The 23429-nt window shown below is 74.3% G+C and carries 21 protein-coding genes and 1 pseudogene; 17 read left to right on the forward strand and 5 right to left on the reverse strand.

The window, feature by feature from the left end:
- Nucleotides 1-37: 37 nt before the first annotated feature.
- Nucleotides 38-478, reverse strand: coding sequence for a hypothetical protein (locus ACFP3R_RS16535; protein WP_380637089.1), 441 nt, complete (start codon nt 476-478; stop codon nt 38-40).
- Nucleotides 479-665: 187 nt separating this feature from the next.
- Complete coding sequence (locus tag ACFP3R_RS16540; protein ID WP_380637090.1) at nt 666-959, reverse strand: hypothetical protein; 294 nt, start codon at nt 957-959, stop codon at nt 666-668.
- 222 nt (nt 960-1181) lie between these two features.
- On the opposite strand from ACFP3R_RS16540, the gene ACFP3R_RS16545 reads away from it, so the two are divergent.
- Together ACFP3R_RS16545 and ACFP3R_RS16550 are read left to right on the forward strand one after the other, a co-directional pair.
- Nucleotides 1182-2036, forward strand: a complete 855-nt coding sequence (locus ACFP3R_RS16545) for a helix-turn-helix domain-containing protein (RefSeq protein WP_380637091.1) — start codon at nt 1182-1184, stop codon at nt 2034-2036.
- Nucleotides 2037-2063: 27 nt separating this feature from the next.
- Nucleotides 2064-2267 carry a DUF397 domain-containing protein gene (locus ACFP3R_RS16550; RefSeq protein WP_380637092.1) on the forward strand — a complete coding sequence of 68 codons (204 nt, stop codon included), beginning with the start codon at nt 2064-2066 and terminating at the stop codon, nt 2265-2267.
- Between the two features lie 157 nt (nt 2268-2424).
- On the opposite strand, the gene ACFP3R_RS16555 is transcribed toward ACFP3R_RS16550, so the two are convergent.
- Nucleotides 2425-2583 carry a hypothetical protein gene (locus ACFP3R_RS16555; RefSeq protein WP_380637093.1) on the reverse strand — a complete coding sequence of 53 codons (159 nt, stop codon included), beginning with the start codon at nt 2581-2583 and terminating at the stop codon, nt 2425-2427.
- 46 nt (nt 2584-2629) lie between these two features.
- Here ACFP3R_RS16555 and ACFP3R_RS16560 point away from each other — a divergent pair, with 46 nt between their 5' ends.
- Complete coding sequence (locus ACFP3R_RS16560) at nt 2630-3640, forward strand: hypothetical protein (protein ID WP_380637094.1); 1011 nt, start codon at nt 2630-2632, stop codon at nt 3638-3640.
- Between the two features lie 23 nt (nt 3641-3663).
- Here ACFP3R_RS16560 and ACFP3R_RS16565 read toward each other — a convergent pair whose 3' ends face one another.
- Nucleotides 3664-5097: an FAD-binding oxidoreductase gene (locus ACFP3R_RS16565; protein ID WP_380637095.1), complete on the reverse strand. Its 1434-nt coding sequence runs from the start codon at nt 5095-5097 to the stop codon at nt 3664-3666.
- Between the two features lie 17 nt (nt 5098-5114).
- Between ACFP3R_RS16565 and ACFP3R_RS16570 the strand changes: the two genes are divergently transcribed.
- From ACFP3R_RS16570 to ACFP3R_RS16605, 8 genes and pseudogenes are all read left to right on the forward strand, one after another.
- Nucleotides 5115-5516 carry a nuclear transport factor 2 family protein gene (locus ACFP3R_RS16570; RefSeq protein ID WP_380637096.1) on the forward strand — a complete coding sequence of 134 codons (402 nt, stop codon included), beginning with the start codon at nt 5115-5117 and terminating at the stop codon, nt 5514-5516.
- A 304-nt stretch (nt 5517-5820) separates the two neighbouring features.
- Nucleotides 5821-6420, forward strand: coding sequence for a TetR/AcrR family transcriptional regulator (locus ACFP3R_RS16575; protein ID WP_380637097.1), 600 nt, complete (start codon nt 5821-5823; stop codon nt 6418-6420).
- Nucleotides 6417-7157 carry a TIGR03084 family metal-binding protein gene (locus ACFP3R_RS16580; RefSeq protein ID WP_380637098.1) on the forward strand — a complete coding sequence of 247 codons (741 nt, stop codon included), beginning with the start codon at nt 6417-6419 and terminating at the stop codon, nt 7155-7157. Before ACFP3R_RS16575 ends, ACFP3R_RS16580 begins: the two co-directional genes overlap by 4 nt.
- A 56-nt stretch (nt 7158-7213) precedes the next feature.
- Nucleotides 7214-8757: pseudogene (locus ACFP3R_RS16585) on the forward strand (acyclic terpene utilization AtuA family protein).
- On the forward strand, nt 8754-9905 hold the full coding sequence (locus ACFP3R_RS16590; RefSeq protein ID WP_380637099.1) for an acyl-CoA dehydrogenase family protein: 1152 nt from the start codon (nt 8754-8756) through the stop codon (nt 9903-9905). Before ACFP3R_RS16585 ends, ACFP3R_RS16590 begins: the two are co-directional and overlap by 4 nt.
- A complete protein-coding gene (locus ACFP3R_RS16595; protein WP_380637100.1) occupies nt 9902-11497 on the forward strand; it encodes an acyl-CoA carboxylase subunit beta in 1596 nt (531 codons plus the stop codon). The genes ACFP3R_RS16590 and ACFP3R_RS16595 overlap by 4 nt, the downstream gene beginning before the upstream one ends.
- A 7-nt stretch (nt 11498-11504) precedes the next feature.
- Nucleotides 11505-13391, forward strand: coding sequence for an acetyl/propionyl/methylcrotonyl-CoA carboxylase subunit alpha (locus tag ACFP3R_RS16600; RefSeq protein ID WP_380637101.1), 1887 nt, complete (start codon nt 11505-11507; stop codon nt 13389-13391).
- Nucleotides 13392-13393: 2 nt separating this feature from the next.
- Nucleotides 13394-14572 (forward strand): acyl-CoA dehydrogenase family protein, encoded by a 1179-nt coding sequence (locus ACFP3R_RS16605; protein WP_380637143.1) that lies wholly within the window; start codon nt 13394-13396, stop codon nt 14570-14572.
- 12 nt (nt 14573-14584) lie between these two features.
- Here ACFP3R_RS16605 and ACFP3R_RS16610 read toward each other — a convergent pair whose 3' ends face one another.
- Nucleotides 14585-15544 (reverse strand): hypothetical protein, encoded by a 960-nt coding sequence (locus tag ACFP3R_RS16610; RefSeq protein ID WP_380637102.1) that lies wholly within the window; start codon nt 15542-15544, stop codon nt 14585-14587.
- A gap of 637 nt (nt 15545-16181) precedes the next feature.
- Here ACFP3R_RS16610 and ACFP3R_RS16615 point away from each other — a divergent pair.
- The 6 genes from ACFP3R_RS16615 to ACFP3R_RS16640 all read left to right on the forward strand — a co-directional run bounded on the left by ACFP3R_RS16615 (nt 16182) and on the right by ACFP3R_RS16640 (nt 23381).
- Nucleotides 16182-16559: a hypothetical protein gene (locus tag ACFP3R_RS16615; protein WP_380637103.1), complete on the forward strand. Its 378-nt coding sequence runs from the start codon at nt 16182-16184 to the stop codon at nt 16557-16559.
- Nucleotides 16526-17641 carry a S8 family peptidase gene (locus ACFP3R_RS16620; protein WP_380637104.1) on the forward strand — a complete coding sequence of 372 codons (1116 nt, stop codon included), beginning with the start codon at nt 16526-16528 and terminating at the stop codon, nt 17639-17641. The genes ACFP3R_RS16615 and ACFP3R_RS16620 overlap by 34 nt, the downstream gene beginning before the upstream one ends.
- A gap of 311 nt (nt 17642-17952) precedes the next feature.
- Nucleotides 17953-19137, forward strand: a complete 1185-nt coding sequence (locus tag ACFP3R_RS16625; RefSeq protein WP_380637105.1) for a S8 family peptidase — start codon at nt 17953-17955, stop codon at nt 19135-19137.
- A 209-nt stretch (nt 19138-19346) separates the two neighbouring features.
- Nucleotides 19347-21122 (forward strand): aspartate--tRNA ligase, encoded by a 1776-nt coding sequence (gene aspS, locus ACFP3R_RS16630; RefSeq protein ID WP_380637106.1) that lies wholly within the window; start codon nt 19347-19349, stop codon nt 21120-21122.
- 4 nt (nt 21123-21126) lie between these two features.
- Nucleotides 21127-22068 carry a DUF389 domain-containing protein gene (locus tag ACFP3R_RS16635; protein ID WP_380637107.1) on the forward strand — a complete coding sequence of 314 codons (942 nt, stop codon included), beginning with the start codon at nt 21127-21129 and terminating at the stop codon, nt 22066-22068.
- 113 nt (nt 22069-22181) lie between these two features.
- Nucleotides 22182-23381: a hypothetical protein gene (locus ACFP3R_RS16640; RefSeq protein ID WP_380637108.1), complete on the forward strand. Its 1200-nt coding sequence runs from the start codon at nt 22182-22184 to the stop codon at nt 23379-23381.
- Nucleotides 23382-23429: the final 48 nt, after the last annotated feature.

Raw genomic sequence — 23429 nt, forward strand, 5'->3', positions numbered from 1 at the left:
GAGGTGCACGCCGCCGGACCGCATGGGCGGTCCGGGGTCAACTGGCCGGCTCGTTGTCCGGCGGGTCCTCGGAGACCAGCTCGCGGAGCGCGTGCAGGTTGACCGCGCCGGCCGGGTCGCCGTCCACCAGGCGGCCGAGGGCGAGAGCGCGCATCTGCTGGTCTTCCTCGGGGGTGGGCTTGCTGTCACCCATGAGCGCCTCCGCTGGGGTTGGGGTTGGGGGTGCGAGCTCGCCGCGCCGCGCCGCCCACCGCGCCTCGAGCTGATCGGCTTCGACGGTGCCCGCGCGCACCAAGCAGAGCGGGCACAGCGGCGGGGCGTCGCCGGTGGACGCGACCGGGTCGACGGAGTGCGCGCGGACAGCCACGCCGCACGCGGCGAGCACCGGCACGTCCTCGGTGGGGAACGGTTCGGCGAACTGGTGGAACACCTGGTCGGTGTGGCTCATGCGCCACGCGTGGCCGGCCATCGTCATCATGCGGACCCCCCTCCGGGGCGGTTGTCGCACACGTAGCAGCGCTGAACCGGGCCGATGGCGGGCATGAGCAGCGCCCGCGGGGTGTCGCGTCCGCATCGCGCTCGGACCACGTCCGCGGCGCTGACGGGGTACTGGTGCTCGATCCCATCGGACGGGTCGAGCCGCCACGTCGTCGAGGCAGGGGCGGTCATGCCGCGCGTGCCGGTCGCCGGTCGGTGGTGTCGACGCCCGCCGAGGGGCGACCGGCGTCGACACCACCCTTCGCCGGGCCGGGGCCCTGACGGCGCCCGCCCCGGCGGTGCTTGGGGGGGATGGTCGCCGGGTGGCCGAGGTCAACCAGGTCGGCGCGCAGGCGCGCGAACCGCCGCGACCGGGTCAGCCGCACCGCGCCCGCCAGGACCAGGCCGCCGATCACCAAGAGCGACACGAGCCACACGCCGAACCACGTCTCGAACGGTGCTGTGATGCCCACGATCGTCACCAGTCGCCTCCTCTGAGTGGTGCCCGCCCCGGGACTTGTGAGGGTCAGTCACGCCTACCCGGGGCGGGTGCCGCCCCGGCTTCACGAGGAGTCAGGGTGCCACACGAACGTACTGGAGGAAATTCCTGTAGGCGATGCCCCGTATGGGCGGACCGGCTGTGACGATCGGTGACATCGGGGCGCACTGTGGGCACGTCCACCCACGACATGGGAGGTTCACCGATGGGCGAGAGCCCGAGTCCGACCATCCTCCGCGTGCGGCTCGGTCAGCAGCTACGGGACCTGGCGCGGAGTGCCGGGCACACCCCGCAGGCCGTTGCTCACCACCTCGGGCTGAACCCGTCCACCATCAGCAAGATCTACAACGGCCGCCAGGTGGTCAGGGTCAGCGCGGTGCGCTCGCTTGCGGCGCTGTGCGGTGCCGAGGAGCAGCTCACGGCGGAGTTGGTCGAGGTGGCTCGAGCGGCTTCCCAGCCTGGCTGGTGGGCCGCGTACTCCGACACGGTCGCGGAGTGGTTCCGCCAGCTGCTCGGGCTGGAGCAGGCCGCGAGCGTCATCATGATCTACGAGATCCAGTTCATCCCCGGCCTGCTCCAAACCGAGGCGTACATCCGGGCCACCACCCGCCGGGCCCGGCCGGACATCGCCGCCGAGGAGTTGGAACGGCTCGTCGCGTTCCGCATGGCGCGTCAGCAGCACCTGCACGACGACGGCACGCCGCGCATGACGATCGTGTTGGACGAGGCCGTGCTGTGCCGCCCGGTCGGCGGCCCCGCGGTGTGGCGCGCCCAGCTCGAGCGGCTCGTCGAGGTGGCCGAGCAGCCGGACGTCACGCTGTTGGTGCTGCCGTTCGCCGCCGGTGAGCACCCGCTGATGGGGTCGGCGGCGAAGCTGCTGAAGTTCGATTCCGAGCCGAGTCTCGACACGGTGTACCTCGAAAACGACCGGTCCGGTCAGCTGCTCAGATCGTCCGCCGAGGTCAGCGACTACACCAAGCGGTTCGCCAGGCTCGTCGAACAGGCCGCTACGGCGGATGAATCTCACAAGATGCTCGTTACGCTAGCGACGCACTTGTGAGGGTCAATCAGGCAAGGAGGTGCGGATGTGAGTCCGGACCTTGATTTCAAACACTGGAGAAAGAGCAGCTACTCGAACACCAACGGCGGTGACTGCGTCGAGATCAACCTCGGCGACGAAGTCGGTGAGGTTCGGGACAGCAAGGCCAAGGACGCCGGGCACCTGAGGTTCTCGGCGGGCGCGTTCGCCTCGTTCGTCAAGGCCGCACGCGAGTGTCGGTTCGACGGCTAGCTCGCCGCACGAGGGCCCCGACACCACCTCGGTGCCGGGGCCCTCTGCGCTACAGATCCACTACAAAACGCTCTCTGCTCGACCGTGATCCCCCGTGATCGTGCAAACCTATTTTAGCAGCTCATCGGAGGTTCGGCTCCGGTCGTGCCAGGTAAGCCTAGGGGTAGCGCCATTTGAGCGGGTTCTGCCGGGCCACGAGCCACACGCAGAGCGCGCCGGTGACGAAACCCACCACCTCGCCCCAGCTCGTGGTGTCCCCGGCGAAGGTGAGCGCGGGGTTGTCGAAGGGCCACAGGATGACGTCCAGCGGGGACAAGGGAACTCCGTTTGACCGTTGTTCGAACGCGTGTTCGAATGAACTCATGAGGCGGGACGGGCAGGGGGACGGGGCGGACCGGCGGCAGGGCGTGCCGGGGTTACCGGGACTGGTGCGCAGCGTACGAAGTGCCGGCCCCGCCGGCCTTCCCCACCACCGGGCGGACCCCGGACCCGCCCGCTGCCTGGCCGGCGACACGCCGGTGCTGCTGGCCGGCGGCCGCACCAGGCCCATCGCGGAGCTGGCGGTGGGCGAGGAGGTGTTCGGCACGCGCGGGGGCCGGTTCGTGGTCACCCGCGTGCGGGCGCACTGGAAGGCGACCAGGCCCGCCTACCGGCTGACGCTGGGCGACGGCACGCAGGTGGTGGCCAGCGGCGACCACCGGTTCCTCACCGACGAGGGCTGGCGGCACCTCACGCCGGGCCGGTGCGAGGACGCCGGCGAGCGGCCGCACCTGGTGAGGGGCGCGCGCCTGGTCGGCACGGGCCGGTTCGCCGCGCCGCCCGCGCACTTGGCGGAGTACCGGCGGGGTTACCTGTGGGGCGCGGTGCGCGGCGGCCCGTCGTGCGACCCGGACGTGCTGGCGCGCCTGCGCGAGTTCGGCGGCGGCCGGGTGCCCCGGGACGTCGACCTGGCCGAGCCGGGTGCCGGACCGGGCGACGAGTGGTCGAAGGGCTTCCTGGCGGGGTTGTTCGACGCGCGCGGCAGCTCCGCCGGCGGCGAGCTGGTGCTGTCCAGTTCGGACGGCGCGGTGTTCGACGCGGCGGTGCGGGCGCTGCTGCGGCTGGAGGTGCCGCACGCGGTCGAGGTGCGCGGCGTGCGGGTCGTCGGCGGGTTGGCCGCGCGGCTGCGGTTCCTGCACCTGATCGGCCCGGTGCTCGCGCGCGGCAGCGCGGTGGAGGACGTGGCGGTGCCGGTGACCCCCGGGTTGGAGGTGGTGTCGGTGGAGTGGCTGGGCACGTCGCGGGCCCTCTACGACATCACCACCGGCACCGGCGACTTCGTGGCCAACGGCCTGATCAGCCACAACTGCTCCGGCGGCGACCCGCGCGGCTGACCTGGTCCGGCGGTGACCCGGCGTCAGGCCCGGACCGACCGGGGGAACCCCAGCACGCCGTCCGGGTCGTAGCGGTGGGCGATCCGGCGCAGCCTCGGCAGGTTGTGCCGGTAAGCGCTCTCCGCCCAGTCCTCCTGGAGCGGGTCGAGGTAGTTGACGTAGGTGGCCCTGCCCACCAGGGGCACCAGCGCCCGCTGCACCTCGTCGACCTCGCGCGTCACCCGGTCCGGCGGTAGGTCCCCGACGTCCGCGAAGACCTGCACCGAGGTCGTGGCGCCCCGGTGCGGGTAGGCGGTGTCGGTGTCGGCCGGTCGGTCGATCGCGCCGCCCAGCGCGCTGACGACGAGCAGCGCGGCCTCCCGGTCGCGCAGCGTGCCGGCGATGGCGGCGGGGTCGGTCCACGGCCCGTCCGACAGGCGGGACGAGGCGCGGAAGGCGTTGCGCTCCGGCTGGGGCACGGCGGTCAGGGCGACCGCGGTCGCGTGGTCGACCTCGGCGTCCTCCAGGGGCGCCGGTGTGCCGACCGCGGCGAGCAGGCGGGCCACCTCGGCGCGCGTCGCGGCCGCCGGCGCGACGGCGCTGCCCTCCAGCTCCACCGTGCCGTCCGGTCGGACCACGCACACGGTGGACACCGCCTCCGGCGCGGCGGTGCTCCACGGCTGCCACGCGCCCAGCACGTCCGCCGCCGACCCGGCCGGGAACCGCGCCCGGAACACGGTGAACGCGGGCGGGACGGGGGCGGTGGCGAACTCGAACGAGGTGACCACGCCGAAGTTGCCGCCGCCACCGCCGCGCAGCGCCCAGAACAGGTCCTCGTGCTCGGCCCCGGACGCGGTCACCTCCCGGCTGTCGGTGGTGACCACCCGCGCCGACCGCAGTCGGTCGCACGTCAGGCCGAACGCCCGGTCCGCCCAGCCGATCCCGCCGCCCAGGGTGAGTCCCGCGATCCCCACGGAGTGGCAGTTGCCCAGCGGCAGGAAGCGGCCCGCGGCGATCAGCGCGGCGTAGACGTCGCGCAGCCGCGCGCCCGCGCCGACCACCGCCGTGCCGTCCGGCCGCACCTCGACCCCGGACAGCGGCGCGAGGTCGACCACCAGGCCCCCGTGCGGGACGCAGTCGGCGGCGTAGCCGTGCCCGCCGCCGCGCGCCGCCACCGGGAGCCCGGAGCGCCTCGCCTCGGCCAGGCAGTGCCGCACGTCGTCGGGGCTCGCGCACCGGGCGACCGCGGCGGGGACCCGGTGGTCGTACAGGGAGTTGAACGGCAGCCGCGCGGTGTCGTAGCCGTCGTCGCCGGGCAGCAGCAGGTCGCCGGCCAGCCGCTCCCGCAGCAGTGCCCACCGCGGTCCGACCACCTCGACCTCCTCGTCCGCACCAGCCTGCGCCTCCGGCACGCGCCCTGACAGCACCCATCGGGTGACGCCTTCGCCGGACGGGTCCACCAGCTTGGCGTACGGCATACGGTACGCTGTACGGCATGACTTCGGCACCGGGCGTCGGGGCGGGTTTCGCGCCGACCGGGGAAGACGTGGCGGGCGTGCTCGCGTGGTTCGCGCAGTGGGACGCCCTGGCGGTGGCCAAGGACGTCGAGGGGATGGCCGACCTGGCGCTGTTCCCGGTCAACGCGGTCACCGAGGGGTCGGCGCAGGCGTGGGACCGGGAGCGGTTCCTGCGGGACATGGCGGCGAGCCTGGGCGACGGCGAGGTGGGGATGGAGTCGGTCCGCACGCCGCACTTCGTCTCCGCCGACCTGGTGTTCGTGATCACCGACGCGACCATCACCGCCGGGGACTTCTCGCAGGTCGTGCGCTACGGCGACCTGCTGGTCAAGAGGGACGGGGAGTGGCTGTTCCAGACCATGGTCCAGGGCGGGTGGTGAGGGGCCGGCTCACCGCGCGGTGACAGGCTGGTGAACGGCGGCCGGGCGGTGTCGTAGCCGTCGTCGCGGGGGAGCGGCAGCCCGCCGGACAGCCGCTCCCGCAGCCGTGCCCACCGCGGCGGCGAACCGGTCGTCCCGGCCGGCGCCCCGACCGCGCTGGTCCCCGTCCACCGCGGCACGTCCCGCCGTGGCACGACCATGCCGGACATCATCACACCGGGTGACGTCGACCGCGCCGACCGTTCGGCCGCGCTACTAACAAACAGTCTTGACTGTTTGTTAGTAGCGGGGAACACTCGCCCGCATGGCCACCGAGACCAGGCAGCGGCAGGCCGACCGCAGCCGCGAGACCCGGCGCAAGCTCATGGAGGCGACCGTCGACTGCCTCGTGGAGCTGGGCTGGTCCGGCACGACGACGACGGTGGTGGCGGAACGCGCGGGCGTCTCCCGCGGCGCCCAGCTGCACCACTTCCGCACCCGCGGCGAGCTGGTCGCCGCCGCGGTCGAGCACCTGGGCGCGGAGAGCGTCCAGCACCTGAGGGACCGCGCCCGCGAGGCCGGGAGCACCACGGTCGCCGTGGTCGGGCTGATCGCCGACTTCTACGCCAGCGACCTGTTCACCGCCGCGCTGGAGCTGTGGGTCGCGGCCCGCACCGACCCGGACCTCAGGACCGTAGTGGTGCCGCTGGAGACCCGGCTCGGCCGGGAGACGCACCGGCTGGCGGTGGAGCTGCTGGACGCGGACGAGGGCGAGCCGGGCGTGCGCGAGGCCGTGCAGATCACCCTGGACCTGGTGCGCGGCCTGGCCCTGGCCAACCAGCTCACCGACGACCGCCGGCGCCGCGAGCGCATCGTGCGGCACTGGGCGCTGATGCTGGAGACGGCCCTGGGGAGGGCACGGTGATCCACGAGCTGCTGGCGGACCTGCGCGACGAGAGCCGCGTGCTCGACGACCTGGTGGCCGGGGCCGACTGGTCGCGGCCCACGCCCGCGCCGGGCTGGACGATCGCCCACCAGGTCGCCCACCTGCGCTGGACCGACCGCGTCGCCGTGCTGGCCGCCCGCGACCCGGCCGCGTTCGCCGAGCTGCTGCGGACGGCGACGCCCGACCTGGTCGACCGGGGCGCGGCGGAGCCGGTCACCCTGGCGGACTGGCGCGCGGGCCGGGAGGAGCTGGCCGGGGCGCTGACGGCCGTGCCGCCGGGCACGAGGGTGCCGTGGTTCGGCCCGCCGATGAGCCCGACGTCCATGGCCACCGCCCGCCTGATGGAGACGTGGGCGCACGGCCAGGACGTGGCCGACGCGCTCGGCGCGGTCCGCGAGCCCACCCGGCGGCTGCGGCACGTCGCGCACCTCGCGGTCCGCGCGTTCGGCTTCGCGTTCCTGGTCAACGGCCTGCCCGTGCCGCCGGAGCCGGTGCGGGTCGAGCTGACCGGGCCCGGCGGCGAGCCGTGGGCGTGGGGCTCGGAGGACGCGCGGGACCGGATCACCGGCCCCGCGCTGGACTTCTGCCTGCTCGCCACCCGGCGCCGCCACCGCGACGACCTCGCGGTCACCGCGGTCGGCCCGGTGGCGACCGCCTGGCTGCCCATCGCCCAGGCGTTCGCGGGTCCGCCCGGCCCGGGGCGGGAGCGCTCGTGATCCGCATCGGCAACGCCTCGGGCTTCTACGGCGACCGCTTCTCCGCGGTCCGCGAGATGCTGCGCGGCGGCGAACTCGACGTGCTCACCGGCGACTACCTGGCCGAGCTGACCATGCTCGTCCTGGGCCGCGACCGGGCCCGGGACCCGGAGCTGGGTTACGCGCGCACCTTCCTGCGCCAGCTGGAGGACGAGCTCGGCGAGGCGCTGGAGCGCGGGGTGCGGATCGTGTCCAACGCGGGCGGCCTCAACCCCGCCGGCCTGGCCAGGGCGATCGACGCGCTGGGCACCGGCGCCAAGGTCGCCCACGTGACCGGCGACGACCTGCGCGCGGACTTCCCCGGGGCGCTCACCGCCAACGCCTACCTGGGCGCGTGGGGCATCGCCGAAGCGCTCGGGGCGGGCGCGGACGTCGTGGTCACCGGCCGCGTCACCGACGCCTCGCTGGTCGTCGGCCCCGCCGCCGCGCACTTCGGCTGGGGCCGCGCGGACTGGGACCGGCTGGCCGGCGCGACCGTCGCCGGGCACGTGCTGGAGTGCGGCGCCCAGGCCACCGGCGGCAACTACGCGTTCTTCACCGAGATCGACGCCGCGCGGCCCGGGTTCCCGATCGCGGAGGTCGAGGCCGACGGGTCGGCGCTGATCACCAAGCACGCCGGCACGGGCGGCGCGGTCACCGTCGACACGGTCACCGCGCAGCTGCTCTACGAGATCGGCGACCCGGCCTACCCCGGCCCGGACGTGGTCAGCCACTTCGACACGATCCGGCTCGACCCGCACGACCGCGGGGTGCGGATCTCCGGGGTCCGGGGTTCGCCGCCGCCGGACACGCTCAAGGTCTGCCTCAACACCCTCGGCGGGTTCCGCAACTCCACCACGTTCGTGCTCACCGGCCTGGACGTGGGCGCCAAGGCGGACCTGGTGCGCCGCCAGCTGGAGGGCGCGCTCGGCGCGGACGGCCTGACCTGGACCCTGGCGCGCACCGACCGCGCCGACGCCGACACCGAGGAGACGGCCAGCGCGCTGCTCCACGTCACGATCAAGACCCCGGACCCGAAGCGCGCCAAGGCGTTCTCCCGGGCCGGCGTCGAGCTGGCACTGGCCTCCTACCCGGGCTTCCACGTCACCGCGCCGCCCGGCGACGGCACCCCGTTCGGCGTGTACCGGGCCGCCTACGTGCCGCGCGGGTCCGTGCCGCACCGGGTCGTGCTGCCCGGCGGGGAGGTGGTCGAGGTATGAGCGGGCCCACCCGAGGGGTTCCCACCCGAGGGGTGCCCACCCGGAGGGTCCCGCTCGGCACCATCGCCGGCGCCCGCTCGGGCGACAAGGGCGGCGACGCCAACCTGGGCGTCTGGGTGCGCACGGACGCCCGGTACGAGTGGCTGCGCGCCGAGCTGACCGCCACCCGGCTCGGGGAGCTGCTGCCCGAGGCGGGCGAGGTCGTCCGGTACGAGCTGCCCAACCTCAGGGCGCTGAACTTCGTGCTGCGCGGCCTGCTCGGCGACGGCGTCGCGTCCTCGACCCGGTTCGACCCGCAGGCCAAGGCACTGGGCGAGTGGCTGCGCTCCCGGCACCTGGACGTCCCGGAGGACCTGCTGTGACCACGACCGACCTGTTCGACACCCCGGAGCGCCGCGACCTGCGCGCCACCGTCCGCCGGTTCACCGAGCGGGAGGTGGTGCCGCACCTGGCCGACTGGGAGCGCGCGGGCGAGCTGCCCCGCGAGCTGCACCGGCGCGCCGCCGCCATCGGCCTGCTGGCCATCGGCTTCCCCGAGGCCGCGGGCGGCGCGGGCGACCTGCTCGACACCGTCGTGGTGACCGAGGAGCTGATCCAGGCGGGCGGCTCGTCCGGCCTGGTCGCCGCGCTGTTCACGCACGGCATCGCGGTGCCGCACATCATCGACGCGGGCGACCCGGGGCTGGTCGACCGGTTCGCCCGGCCCGCGCTGGCGGGCGAGCTGATCGGGGCGCTGGCCATCACCGAGCCCGGCGGCGGGTCGGACGTGGCGGCGCTGCGGACCACGGCGCGCCGCGACGGCGACCACTACGTGGTGGACGGGGCCAAGACCTTCATCACCTCCGGCGCGCGGGCCGACTTCGTGACCACGGCCGTGCGCACCGGCGGTCCGGGCCACCAGGGGGTGAGCCTGCTCGTGGTCGAGCGGGGCACGCCCGGCTTCGCCGTCGACCGCAGGCTGGAGAAGATGGGCTGGCACTGCTCCGACACCGCGGAGCTGTCGTTCGTCGGGGCCCGCGTGCCCGCGGCGAACCTGGTGGGCGCGGAGAACTCCGGGTTCGGGCTGATCATGCGGCAGTTCCAGGCGGAGCGGATCTCCCTGGCCGTGCAGGCGTACGCGACGGCGCAGCGCGCCCTGGACCTCACCGCGGCCTACGTCCGGCGGCGCGAGACGTTCGGCAAGCCGCTCATCGCCCGCCAGGTGGTGAGCCACCGGCTGGTGGGGATGGCGCAGCGCGTCGACCTCGCCCGCACCTACACCCGCGAGGTGGCGGCGCGCGTGGCGCGCGGCGAGGAGGCCGTGGCGCAGGTGTGCTTCGCCAAGAACGCGGCCGTCGAGGCGTGCTCCCACGTGGTGGACCAGGCCGTGCAGCTGCACGGCGGCGCGGGCTACCTGCGCGACACCGAGGTCGAGCGCCACTACCGGGACGCGCGCATCCTGGGCATCGGCGGCGGCGCGACCGAGGTGATGACCGAGCTGGCGGCGAGGCGATTGGGGTACACGGCATGAGCACGCTGCGGACCGCGCTGGACACCCGCTCCCCGGAGTACGCCGCGAACCGGGAGGCCCTGCTGGGCAAGCTCGCCGAGCTGGACGCCGAGCACGCCAGGGCGCTCGCGGGCGGCGGGCCCAAGTACACCGAGCGCCACCACCGGCGCGGCAAGCTGCTCGCCCGCGAGCGGATCGAGCTGCTGGTGGACCCGGACGGCCCGTTCCTGGAGCTGTCGCCGCTGGCCGCGTGGGGCACCGACCACCCGCTGGGCGCGAGCGTGGTCACCGGCATCGGCGTGGTCGAGGGCGTGGAGTGCGTGGTCGTCGCCAACGACCCGACCGTGCGCGGCGGCGCGAGCAACCCGTGGACGCTGCGCAAGACCTTCCGCGCCAACGACATCGCGCTGGCCAACCGGCTGCCGCTGATCGGGCTGGTCGAGTCGGGCGGCGCGGACCTGGCGAGCCAGAGCGAGATCTTCATCCCCGGCGGCCGGGCGTTCCGCGACCTGACCAGGCTGTCCGCGGCGGGCGTGCCGACGATCAGCGCGGTGTTCGGCAACGCCACCGCGGGCGGCGCGTACGTGCCGGGCCTGTCCGACTACGTGATCATGGTGAAGGACCGCGCCAAGGTGTTCCTCGGCGGCCCGCCCCTGGTCAGGATGGCCACCGGCGAGGAGTCCGACGACGAGTCGCTGGGCGGCGCGCGGATGCACGGCACCACCTCCGGCCTGGCGGACTTCGTGGCGGAGGACGAGGTGGACGCGATCCGGCTCACCCGCCGCGTGGTGGCCCGGCTGAACCGGCGCAAGCTCGGCCCGGCGCCGGGGCCCGTCGAGGCGCCGCTGTTCGACGAGGAGGAGCTGCTGGGCCTGGTGCCCACCGACCCGCGGGTGCCGTTCGACCCGCGCGAGGTGCTGGCCCGGCTGGTCGACGGCTCCCGGTTCGACGAGTTCAAGCCCGACTACGGCACGAGCCTGGTCACCGGGTGGGCCGACCTGCACGGCTACCCGGTCGGGGTGCTGGCCAACGCGCGCGGCGTGCTGTTCAGCGAGGAGGCGCAGAAGGCCACCCAGTTCATCCAGCTGGCCAACGCCGCCGACACCCCGCTGCTGTTCCTCCAGAACACCACCGGCTACATGGTCGGCGAGCGCTACGAGCAGGGCGGCATCGTCAAGCACGGCGCGATGATGATCAACGCGGTGTCCAACAGCACCGTGCCGCACCTGACCGTGGTCATGGGCGCCTCCTACGGCGCGGGCAACTACGGCATGTGCGGCCGGGCTTACGACCCCCGGTTCCTGTTCACCTGGCCCAACGCCAGGTCCGCGGTCATGGGCCCGGCCCAGCTCGCGGGCGTGCTGTCGATCGTGGCGCGGCAGGCCGCCGCCGCGAAGGGGCAGCCCTACGACGACGGGCACGACGCCGCGATGCGCCGCGCGGTCGAGGAGCAGGTCGAGCAGCAGTCGCTCGCGCCGTTCCTGTCCGGGCGGCTCTACGACGACGGCGTGATCGACCCGCGCGACACCCGCACGGTCCTCGGCCTGTGCCTGTCCGCGATCCACAGTGGACCGATCAGGGGCGCCGACGGCTACGGCGTCTTCCGGATGTGAGGTGGGGATGATCCGCAGGCTGCTGGTCGCCAACCGGGGCGAGATCGCGCGCCGCGTCGTGCGGACGTGCCGCGAGCTGGGCGTCTCGCCGGTGGCGGTGTTCTCCGACCCCGACGCGGGCGCGCCGCACGTGCGCGAGGCCGACGCGGCGGTGCGCCTGCCCGGCGCCGCGCCCGCCGACACCTACCTGCGGGCGGACCTGCTGGTGGCCGCCGCGCTGGAGGCGGGCGCGGGCGCCCTGCACCCGGGCTACGGGTTCCTGTCCGAGAACGCGGCGTTCGCCCGCGCGGTCCTGGCCGCCGGGCTGACCTGGGTCGGGCCCGACCCGGGGGTGATCGAGGCGATGGGCTCCAAGGTCACCGCGAAGCGGCGGGTGGCGGCGGCCGGCGTGCCCGTGCTGCCCGACCTGGACCCCGATGTCGTCACGGAGTTCCCCGTGCTGGTCAAGGCGTCCGCGGGCGGTGGCGGGCGCGGGATGCGCGTGGTGCGCTCGCGCGCGGAGCTGGCCGGGTGCCTGGAGTCGGCGCGGCGGGAGGCCGAGTCGGCGTTCGGCGACGGCACGGTGTTCTGCGAGCCGCTGCTGGAGCGCGCCCGGCACGTCGAGGTGCAGGTGCTCGCCGACGCCCACGGCACGGTGTGGGCGCTGGGCGAGCGGGAGTGCTCCGTGCAGCGCCGCCACCAGAAGATCATCGAGGAGACGCCGAGCCCGGCGGTGACCCCGGCGGCGCGGGCGCGGCTGGTCGACGCCGCGGTGTCCGCCGCGCGGGCCATCGGCTACGTCGGCGCGGGCACGGTGGAGTTCCTCTACGCCGACGACGGCGCGTTCCACTTCCTGGAGGTCAACACCCGCCTCCAGGTGGAGCACCCGGTCACCGAGGAGGTGTTCGGGCTCGACCTGGTGGCCTGGCAGCTCGCCGTCGCCGAGGGCGAGCGCCTGCCCGCCGCGCCGCCCGCGCCGAACGGCCACGCCGTCGAGGCCCGCCTCTACGCGGAGGACCCGGCGCGCGACTGGCGGCCCGCGAGCGGCACGCTGCACCGGTTCGCCGTGCCCGGCGCGGGGCTGCCCGGCGGCGTGCGGGTGGACAGCGGCGTGGAGGACGGCAGCGAGGTCGGCGTGCACTACGACCCGATGCTGGCCAAGGTGATCGCGTGGGCCCCGACCCGGCGCGCGGCGGTGCGCAAGCTCGCCGCCGCGCTGGCGGGCGCGCGGCTGCACGGCCTGGTCACCAACCGCGACCTGCTGGTGCGCACGCTGCGCCACCCCGCGTTCGAGGCGGGCGACACCCACACCGGGTTCCTCGACGAGCACGGCCTCACCGCGGCCCCCGAGGTGGACGCGCGGCCCGCCGCGCTGGCGGGGGCGCTCGCGCTGGCCGAGCGCCGCCGCACCGCCCTGCCGCCGGGCTGGCGCAACCTGCCCTCGCAGCCGCAGCGCGTGGTGTTCGGGCACGGAGACCGGGAGGTGGCGGTCGAGTACCGGCACACCCGCGCGGGCGTGGTGACGGACGTCGACGCGACCGTGGTGGCCGCGTCGCCGGACGCCGTCACGCTGGAGCTCGGCGGCGTGCGCGAGACGTTCCCGGTCGAGGTGCGCGGGGACCGGGTGGAGGTCGGGCCGGTGGCGCTGGTGCTGCGGCCCCGGTTCCCCGAGCGGCGGGCCGCGGGGGTCGAGGGCGCGACCGCGGCGCCCATGCCGGGCACCGTGGTGCGGGTGTCGGTCGAGGCCGGGCAGCGCGTGGAGGCGGGCGCGGAGCTGCTCGTGCTGGAGGCGATGAAGATGGAGCACCGCGTGCTCGCCGCGCACGGCGGCGTGGTCGAGCGGGTGCTCGTCGAGGCGGGTCGGCAGGTCGGTGCGGGCGAGCTGCTCGCGGTGGTGGAGGCGGGGGCGTCATGACGATCAACTTCACCGAGGGCGAGGAGCGGCGGGACCTGCGCGCGGCGGTCGCCGCCCTGGGCCGCCGGTACGGCCACGAGTACTTCACCGCCAAGGCCAGGGCGGGGGAGAAGACCGACGAGCTGTGGGCCGACGCGGGCCGGCTCGGCTACCTCGGGGTGGCCGTGCCCGAGGAGTACGGCGGCGGTGGCGGTGGCATCGGCGACCTCGCCGCGGTCTGCGAGGAGCTGGCCGCCGCCGGGTGCCCGCTGCTGCTGACGGTGGTCTCGCCCGCCATCTGCGCCACGGTCATCGCCCGCTTCGGCACCGGGGAGCAGAAGCGCCGGTGGCTGCCCGGCTTCGCGGCCGGCACCACGAAGATGGGGTTCGCCATCACCGAGCCGGACGCGGGCTCCAACGCACACCGGCTCACCACCACCGTGCGCCGCGACGGCGACGAGTGGGTGCTCGACGGCGGCAAGTACTACATCTCCGGGGTCGACGAGGTCGAGGCGGTGCTGGTGGTGGCCCGGCACGTGGCCCCCGGCGCCCCGCGCGGCGCGGGACCGGGCGACCGGCTGCGGCCGTCGCTGATGATCGTGCCGACCGACGCTCCCGGCTTCACCCACCGGCACATCCCGATGGAGCTCGTGTCCCCGGAGAAGCAGTTCACCTGCTTCTTCGACGACGTCCGGCTGCCCCTCGACGCGCTGGTGGGCGCCGAGGACGCGGGGCCGGCCCAGCTGTTCGCCGGGCTCAACCCGGAGCGGATCATGGCGGCGTCGTTCGCCACCGGCATGGCCCGCCGCGCACTGGACCTGGCGGGGGAGTACGCCCGCACCAGGACCGTCTGGGACACGCCGATCGGCGCGCACCAGGGCGTCGCGCACCCGCTGGCGCAGTGCGCGATCCAGGTCGAACTGGCGAGACTGATGACCCAGAAGGCCGCGGCTCTCTACGACGCTGGGGAGGACCGGGCCGCGGGTGAAGCGGCCAACATGGCCAAGTACGCGGCGGGGGAAGCGGTGGCGGGGGCGGTGGACCAGGCCATCCAGGTGCACGGCGGCAACGGGCTGTCGTCCGAGTACGGACTGGGCGCCATGCTGGCCGCGTCCCGGTTGTCCCGGATCGCCCCGGTCAGCCGGGAGATGATCCTGAACTTCGTGGCACAGCACACCCTGCGGCTGCCGCGCTCCTACTAGTCCCCGCCGGGGTCACCAGTCCCAGCGCAGACCGACCACGCCGGGGCCGGAGTCGAGCGCCACCGCGTAGGCGTAGCCCCAGGTGTCCACCGGGGTCTCGTGCACGTCGGTCGGTTCCCCGCCGGTCAGGCCGGTCGTGAACTGCTCGCAGCGGGAGGGCCGGCACCGCGAGTCGTACCTGACCTCCAGGACGTACTCGCGCACCGGGTGCCGGAAGCGGCGCGAGTAGGTGTTGTCGAACGTCGGGTGGTGCGGTGCGACGTGGATCAGCTCGTACTCGACGGCGGTCCGCTCGCCGCGGCGCAGCGGGCGGTCGAACAGCAGCTCGGCGACCATCAGCCCGTTGCGCGGGTCGGCGGACACCCGCCCGAGCCGGCACGAGCGCAGCGTGCCGATGACCGGCAGCGGGTCGCCGGGCAGCCGGGTGTCGTACCCCAGCAGCACGCGGTCCACGCCCGACCGCTCGGCGCGCAGCACCTGCCGCGAGCGCACCCGCCGGGTGCTGCCGTCCATGGCCAGCTCGACCTGATCGCGCAGGCTGAGCCGGGTCAGGTCCTGGTCGGTGGTGGTGTCGACGTCGGCCAGCAGCTCCGCGATCGACGCGTAGTCGTTCTCGCCGACCCAGCCCTCCGGTCCCGGCACCCGTGTCCTCGGCCTGGCCTTGCCGCGTGGCCGCGGCGGACCCAGCAGCGCGCTCAGACCCCCCTCGCCGACCTCCAGGATCTCCTCCAGGTGGCCCACGGCGGCCAGCGAGTCCGGTCGTTCGGGTCGCCGCCTGCCGGACTGCCAGTAGCTCAACGCGGCGATGCTCACGGCCACCCCGCGCCCCCGGAGCTTGTGCTGGACCCGCTCCAGGCTCAGGCCCTTCGCCCGGATCGCGGCCCGCAACGCGTCCGCGAAGGGGTCGGCCCCCGTGTCGACCCGTCGGGGATCGCGCAGTCGCGATTCCTGTCCGACGACTGGCGTTGGCATCTTCGCTCCGTTCTCCCTGTGGACAAGGCGAGCGACGTTATCGCGCGAAATCGCCGGCGCGGTACAGCCGATCGGGTTTGTCGACGTGAATTTAACCGAATCGGCCGCCGAATCCCGTCGGCGGTGGAATGTTTGAATTCTCATTAACAGCAGGGGTGTGAAGGCCCTGTTCGGGCCGATCCGGGCACCGGGCCACCCCGGTCCGCCCACCGTCGAGCATCCCGCACAGCCTTGGCTACGTGGGGTGATGTGGGGCACATCGGCGTGGTCAAGATCACTTCAGAGAGAGGTAACGAGCGCACGCGGGCGCATGTGCAGGCGCACGCGCGCCGACCTGCGGCAGGCCGCCCGGGTCGGCATAAGCGCTGGTCACACCGTCGTACCCGGACTGCGGAACGGTGTTCCACCGAGAACTGTCGAACGAGTTCTCCGCAACGGCGCGGAGAAGCCGCGCACTTCTTTCGCAAAGGCTTCGTCGGTATTTCTCCACAGTGTTGAATGGATGTCCAATGACCGACGGGCGCGGTTCTCCCCGAACCCGCGCCCGCGACGCCTCCCCGCGACCCGGCCGGGTTCGGCACACTGGGTTCCCGGCGCGCGACCCGCTCCGGTTCCCCCACCCCGCGGAGGAACGCCCATGCGCAAGCCCCCACCGGGCCTCGCCGGCGCGACCCCGGCCGCCGCCCCCGCCCCCGCCCACGCACACGCACACGCCGAGGCTGCGGTCCCGCACGCGGGCTCGCCCGACGCCGTCCCCGGCGGCTACGTGGTCAAGCCGGCCGACGTCGCGGCCGCCGACCGGGTGACCGCGCGGTACCTGGAGGCCGACCCCGCCGCCACGCCCGCGCGGGCGCGCGCCGACATCGTGCGCGAGGCCACCCCGCTGCCGTGGGCGGTCGGCTCCCGCACCGACCCCCACCCGGTGAAACCCCCTGCCACCCCTCCGGTGAACCCCCTGCCACCCCTGAGGAAGGACCTGCCGTGCGCAAGCTCCTGCCCGGCCTGGGCGTCGTAGCCCTGGCCCTCACCGCCTTCACCGTCCCCGCCCACGCCGAGGCCGCGGTCCTGCACGCGGGCTCGCCCGACGCCGTCCCCGGCAGCTACGTCGTCAAGGTCAGGGACGGCGCGCCCGACCCGGCCGACCGGCTCGCCGGGCAGGTCACCCGCACCTACACCGGCCCGTTCCGCGGTTTCGCCGCGACCCTGACCGAGCGGCAGGCGCGCCGGCTGGCCGCGGACCCCGCCGTCGAGTACGTCGAGCAGGACCAGGTCGTGCGGCCCTACGCCACCCAGGTCAACCCGCCGTGGAACCTGGACCGCATCGACCAGCGCGCCCTGCCGCTGGACCGCGCCTACAGCTACACCTCCACCGGCCGCGGCACCCGGGCCTACGTCATCGACACCGGCCTGAACACCACCCACCCCGAGCTGGTCGGCCGCGCCTGCGGCGGCTGGGACGTGATCGAGAACGACGGCGTCCCGCAGGACGGCAACGGCCACGGCACCGCCGTCGCGGCGGTGATCGCCAGCCGGACCTACGGCGTGGCCAAGGAGGGCCTGGTGTGCGGCGTCCGGGTGCTCGACGCCTCCGGCAGCGGCACCACCGCCGGCGTCGTCGCGGGCATCGACTGGGTGGCCCGCAACCACGTCAAGCCGGCCTCGGCGAACCTCAGCCTGGGCGGCGGCGCCTCGACCGCGGTCGACGACGCCGTGCGCCGGCTCATCGCGGCGGGCGTCACCGCCTCGGTGACCGCGGGCGGCAGCAACACCGACGCGGCGAACTCCTCCCCGGCCCGGGTGCGCGAGGCCATCACCTCGGGCGCGTCCACCGCCACCGACACGCGCGCCCCGTTCTCCAACTACGGCAGCGTGGTCGACGTGTACGCGCCGGGCGTGAACATCACCGTGCCGTGGGGCTCGGGCGGGACCAACACGCTCAGCGGCACGTCGTTCGCCACCGCGCACGTCACCGGCGTGACCCTGCGGTACCTCCAGTTCAACCCGACGGCGACCCCGGCGCAGGTGCACGCCGCCGTGGTCGCCGAGGCGACGCCGCTGTCCTGGGGCCGGCTGCTCCACTGGTCACCCACCAGGTGAGCCGAGGGGGTGAGCCGGCGGCGCGCCACCGGCTCACCCCGGCCACCCCGCCCCGGTGAAGCCGAACGCGGTGGCCGGGCGGGACGGCGGCGCCGAGGGTTCTACCACGTCTCCCACTTTTCGGGAAACCGCAGGTCACTCGGATTGTTGACGCAGTCGAACCAACTGGGAAAAGTTCACACTTCCGGACAAACCACCTGGTTGCTTACGTTGTGACCGTCAGCGAGGGCAAGGTGGCCCAACGTCACCCACCCGAGCCCTGCAAGCTCCTCGGGTTGAGGTCGGGCCACCGCATCGTAGAAGGAAGCCGCATGCGACAGTCACGACAGGTCCGGGTCCTGGCCGGTGTCGGGGCGACGGCGCTCGCCGTTACCGCGACGTCCCTGTTGGCCGCCCCGGCGCAGGCCGCCGAGGGCGAGATCCGCGCCGCGGACGCCGCGCACAAGGTGCAGAACCACTTCATCGTCAAGCTCAAGGACGGCTCCGCCGCGTCCGCGGACGGCCTGGCGAAGCAGTACGGCGGTCAGGTCGACACCGTCTTCAGCAAGGCGCTCAACGGCTTCACCGTGTCGCTGCCCGAGAAGGCCGCCAAGCGGCTCGCGGCCAACCCGGCCGTCGAGTACGTCGAGCAGGACCAGGTCTTCACCACCCAGGCCACGCAGACCAACGCCACCTGGGGCATCGACCGCATCGACCAGCGCAACCGGCCGCTGAGCACCACCTACAACTACACCTCCACCGGCTCGGGCGTGAACGTCTACGTCATCGACACCGGTGTGCGCATCTCGCACAACGACTTCGGCGGCCGCGCCCGCAACGGCTACGACGCGGTCGAGAACGACAGCGTCGCCCAGGACGGCAACGGCCACGGCACGCACGTCGCGGGCACCATCGCCGGCAGCACCTACGGCGTGGCCAAGGGCGCGACCGTCTACGGCGTCCGCGTGCTGAACAACGCCGGCTCCGGCACCACCGCCGACGTGGTCGAGGGCATCGACTGGGTGACCAACAACCACGTCAAGCCGGCCGTGGCGAACATGTCGCTGGGCGGCGGCGCCTCCACCACCATCGACGCGGCCGTGCGCCGCTCGATCGCGGCGGGCGTCACCTACTCCCTCGCGGCGGGCAACAGCAACGCCAACGCGTCGGGCTTCTCCCCGGCCCGCGTGACCGAGGCCATCACCGTCGGCGCGACCACCAACACCGACGCCCGCGCCAGCTACTCGAACTACGGCTCGGTCGTGGACATCTTCGCGCCCGGCTCGTCGATCACCTCGGCGTGGTACACCAGCAACACCGCCACCAACACCATCAGCGGCACCTCGATGGCGGCCCCGCACGTCGCCGGCGCGGCGGCCCGCTACCTCCAGGGCAACCGCGCGGCCACCCCGGCCCAGGTGGCGAGCTACCTGGTCGCCCAGGCGACCACCGGCGTGGTGGGCAGCCCCGGCTCGGGTTCCCCGAACCGCCTGCTCTACCTGGCGCCGACCGCCTGACCCGCTCCACCCGCCGGTTCGGGGCCGTCCCTCCACGGGGGCGGCCCCGTCCGCGTTCGCGGCCCCGGTCCGGCCCGGCCCGGTCCTCCCGGAGCCGCCGCGGACCGCCGCCCCGGTCGTGGGCGAAACCTGGTGGCGCCGGCCACGGGGCCGTTGGCTAGCCTTGACGACCGACCGTCAGTTGAGCTACCCCGAGGAGAGCTGTACCCGTGATGCGCACGCACGAGGCCGGGAAGCTCCGCGCCGAGCACGCCGGGCAGTCCGTCACCCTGACCGGGTGGGTGGCCCGCAGGCGCGATCACGGCGGTGTCATCTTCATCGACCTGCGGGACGCCTCCGGCGTGGCCCAGGTGGTGTTCCGCGAGGGCGAGATGGCCGAGCGCGCCCACCGCCTCCGCTCGGAGTTCGTGGTCAAGGTCGTCGGCGAGGTGTCGCGCCGCCCCGAGGGCAGCGAGAACCCCGACCTGCCCACCGGCCAGGTCGAGGTCTACGCCTCCTCCCTGGAGGTGCTCAACGAGGCGGCCCCGCTGCCGTTCCAGCTCGACGACCACCTGGAGGTCGGCGAGGAGGCCCGCCTCCGGCACCGCTACCTGGACCTGCGCCGCAGCGGCCCGGCCAAGGCGGTCCGCCTGCGCAGCGAGGCCAACCGGATCGCCCGCGAGGTGCTGCACGCGGAGGACTTCGTCGAGGTCGAGACCCCGACGCTGACCCGCTCCACCCCTGAGGGCGCCCGCGACTTCCTGGTGCCCGCCCGCCTGCGCCCCGGCTCCTGGTACGCGCTGCCGCAGTCGCCGCAGCTGTTCAAGCAGCTGCTGATGGTCGGCGGCCTGGAGCGCTACTACCAGATCGCCCGCTGTTACCGGGACGAGGACTTCCGCGCCGACCGGCAGCCGGAGTTCACCCAGCTCGACATCGAGATGAGCTTCGTCGAGCAGGACGACGTGATCGCCCTGTCGGAGAAGATCATCCGCGCGCTGTGGAAGGACCTGGCCGGGCACGAGGTCAGCCTGCCGATCCGTCGGATCAGCTACGCCGAGGCCATGGCCAAGTACGGCTCGGACAAGCCCGACCTGCGCTTCGGCCTGGAGCTGACCGAGCTGACCGAGTACTTCAAGGACACCCCCTTCCGGGTGTTCCAGGCCCAGTACGTGGGCGCGGTCGTCATGCCCGGCGGCGCCTCCCAGCCGCGCCGCACCCTCGACGCCTGGCAGGAGTGGGCCAAGCAGCGCGGCCACCGGGGCCTGGCCTACGTGCTGGTCGGCGAGGACGGCACGCTCGGCGGCCCGGTCGCCAAGAACCTCTCCGACGCCGAGCGCGACGGCCTGGCCAAGGCCGTGGGCGCGAACCCCGGCGACTGCGTGTTCTTCGCCGCGGGCGACCCGGACGGCGCGCGCGCCCTGCTCGGCGCGGCCCGGGTGGAGATCGCCCACCGGGTCGGCCTCGTCGAGGAAGGCGCCTGGTCGTTCGTCTGGGTCGTCGACTTCCCGATGTTCGAGGCCGCCGACAAGAGCGACGACGTCGCGGTCGGCAGCGGCAAGTGGACCGCCCTGCACCACGCGTTCACCTCCCCGACCCCGGAGTGGGCCGACCGGCTGGAGGAGGAGCCGGGCAGCGCCTTGGCCTACGCCTACGACATCGTCTGCAACGGCAACGAGATCGGCGGCGGCTCGATCCGAATCCATCGTGCCGACGTGCAGCAGAAGGTCTTCGGGATCATGGGCATCGGCCCGGAGGAGGCGCAGGAGAAGTTCGGCTTCCTGCTCGACGCCTTCAAGTACGGCGCCCCGCCGCACGGCGGCATCGCGTTCGGCTGGGACCGCATCGCCATGCTGATCGGCGGTTACGACTCGATCCGCGAGGTCATCGCGTTCCCCAAGAGCGGCGGCGGCTACGACCCGCTGACCGCGGCGCCCGCGCCGATCACCGCGCAGCAGCGCAAGGAGGCGGGCGTGGACGCCAAGCCCGCGGCGGACAAGCAGCAGTAAGACCGTGCTGCACCTGCGGGCCGTGAGCCCGGTCGACCGCACCGACCGGGTGCTCGACCTGCTCCGGGAGCACCCCGGCGTGACGCACCTGGTGCTGGTGCGCGGCGCCGCCGTCCGCCCCGCGGGCGACGTGGTCGAGGCCGACGTCGCGCGGGAGGCCACCGACGAGGTGGTGGCCTCCCTGTGCGCGCTCGGCCTGGACCGCGACGGCGGGGTCACGCTGGAGGTCATCGACACCGCGCTGTCCGACGCGGCCGACCGCGCCGAGGCGTCCGTGCCGGGCGACGGCGCGGACGCCGTGGTGTGGGAGGAGCTGATCGCCCGCACCGGCGAGGAGTCCCGGCTCAACACCACGTTCCAGGCGTTCCTGACCATCGCGTGCCTGCTCACGGCGGTCGCGGTGGTCACCGACTCCCCGGTCACCCTGGTCGGCGCGATGGTGGTGGGCCCGGAGTTCGGGCCGCTGGCCGCCATCGCGGTCGGCCTGGTGCTGCGGCGCTGGGACCTGGTGCGCCGGGCCGGCGCCGCGCTCGCCCTCGGGTTCCCGCTGGCGATGCTGATCACCGCGTTCGGCGCGTGGCTCGGCTCCTACACCGACCTGTTCGACCGGGACCTGGCGCTGGCCGGGCACCAGGTGGACTTCGTGTTCGAGGTCGGCCCGTTCTCCTTGATCGTGGCCCTGCTGGCGGGCGCGGCCGGGATGCTGTCGATGACGTCGGCCAAGTCGGCGGCGCTCGTCGGGGTGTTCATTTCGGTCACCACCGTGCCCGCGGCGGGCTACGCCGCGGTCGCCGCCGTTCTCGGGGAGTGGGACATATGCCTCCGTTCGATCACGCAGCTGGCGGTGAACCTGGTGGGCGTCGTGGTGGCCGCGGCGCTGGTCCTGGCGGTGCGCAACCGGCGTCGCCGGCCCCGTGACGTGGGCAGACCGCTGTCGACCGGCTGATCGGCGCGCCAATCCGGCCAAAAGGTGGCACCGGGTGCCGGGTGAGCACTACCGTCACGGTGCCCGGACGGGTTCTGTCACGTCGGTCGCCACCGGGGGTAGGGTCGGAGGCAATGAGCTTGGACATCACCGCCGGCCCCCAGGACATCGACGACGCTGCCCCCTCCGAGCTGGACGACGCGGTGAAGGCGGCGGAGTCCGTGTTGAGCGGGAGGTTCGGAGCGCCGGTCCGGCTGGCCGACCCGGAGGACCTCGGGGGAGCGGGCCGGTCCGTGGTGGCGCGCGTCCGCGTGACGCGCACCCCGTTCTCGCTGCCCCGCACGCTGGTGCTCAAGCGCTACCCCTCGCCGGTGGCCGACCGCGACCCGTTCGCGCACGAGGTGGTGAGCCACAAGCTGCTCACCGCGCTGCCCGGCGAGGACCGGCTGACCCCGGAGCTGGTGGCGCAGGACAACGCCAAGCGGCTCGTCGTGCTGGAGGACCTCGGCAAGGCGCCCCGGCTGGCGGAGAAGCTGCTCGGCTCGGACGCGCGGACCGCCGAGCGGGGCCTGCTGGCCTGGGCGCACGCCATGGGCCGGCTGCACGCGGCGACCGCCGGGCGCGACGCCGACTTCGACGCGCTGATGCGCCGCCAGGGCAGCCAGTGCTGCGCCGACCCCATCGCGGTGGACGTGCACGCGGCGCTGGCCGGCCTGCCCGACCTGCTCGCCGGGTCGCTGGGGGTGTCCACGCCGGAGCCGGTGCGGGAGTTCTCCGACCAGGCCGTGCGCGGGTTCGCCACGTCCCGCAGGCGGGCGTTCAGCCCGTCCACCTCCTGCCCGGACAACCACCTGGTGACCAGCCGGGGCGTGCGCTTCCTGGACTTCGAGGGCGGCTGCGTGCGGGACGTCGTGTTCGACGCCGCGTGCCTGCGGGTGCCGTTCCCGTCGTGCTGGTGCGCCTACGGCCTGCCGGCGGGCATGTCGGAGGCGATGGTCGCGGCGTGGCGGGCCGAGGTGTCGTCGGTGTGGCCGGACCTGGACGACGACGCGGTCTTCCTGCCCCGGCTGCTGGAGGCGCAGCTGCTGTGGGTGTGGCTGGGCACGTGGCGCGCCCTGCCCGGCCTGGGCGCGGCGCTGCCCTCGGGCCACCGGCCGCTGGACTCGCCGCCGCGCGGCCAGGTGCTGGTGGCGCGGTGGGTGCGGCTGCGGGCCGACGCGCTCGCGCTGGGGGTCAAGCACGTGGCGGCGCACGCCGATGACGTGGTCTCGGCGCTGGTCTCGCGGTACGGGGCGGCGGTGGTGGAGCTACCGCTGTACCCGGCGTTCCGCTAGCGTTTCGCCGCCGGCCGCCGGCCGGCGGCCGCCAGCCGCCAGCTGGCC

The sequence above is a fragment of the Saccharothrix lopnurensis genome (assembly GCF_042658445.1).
Taxonomy (GTDB): Bacteria; Actinomycetota; Actinomycetes; order Mycobacteriales; family Pseudonocardiaceae; genus Actinosynnema; species Actinosynnema lopnurensis.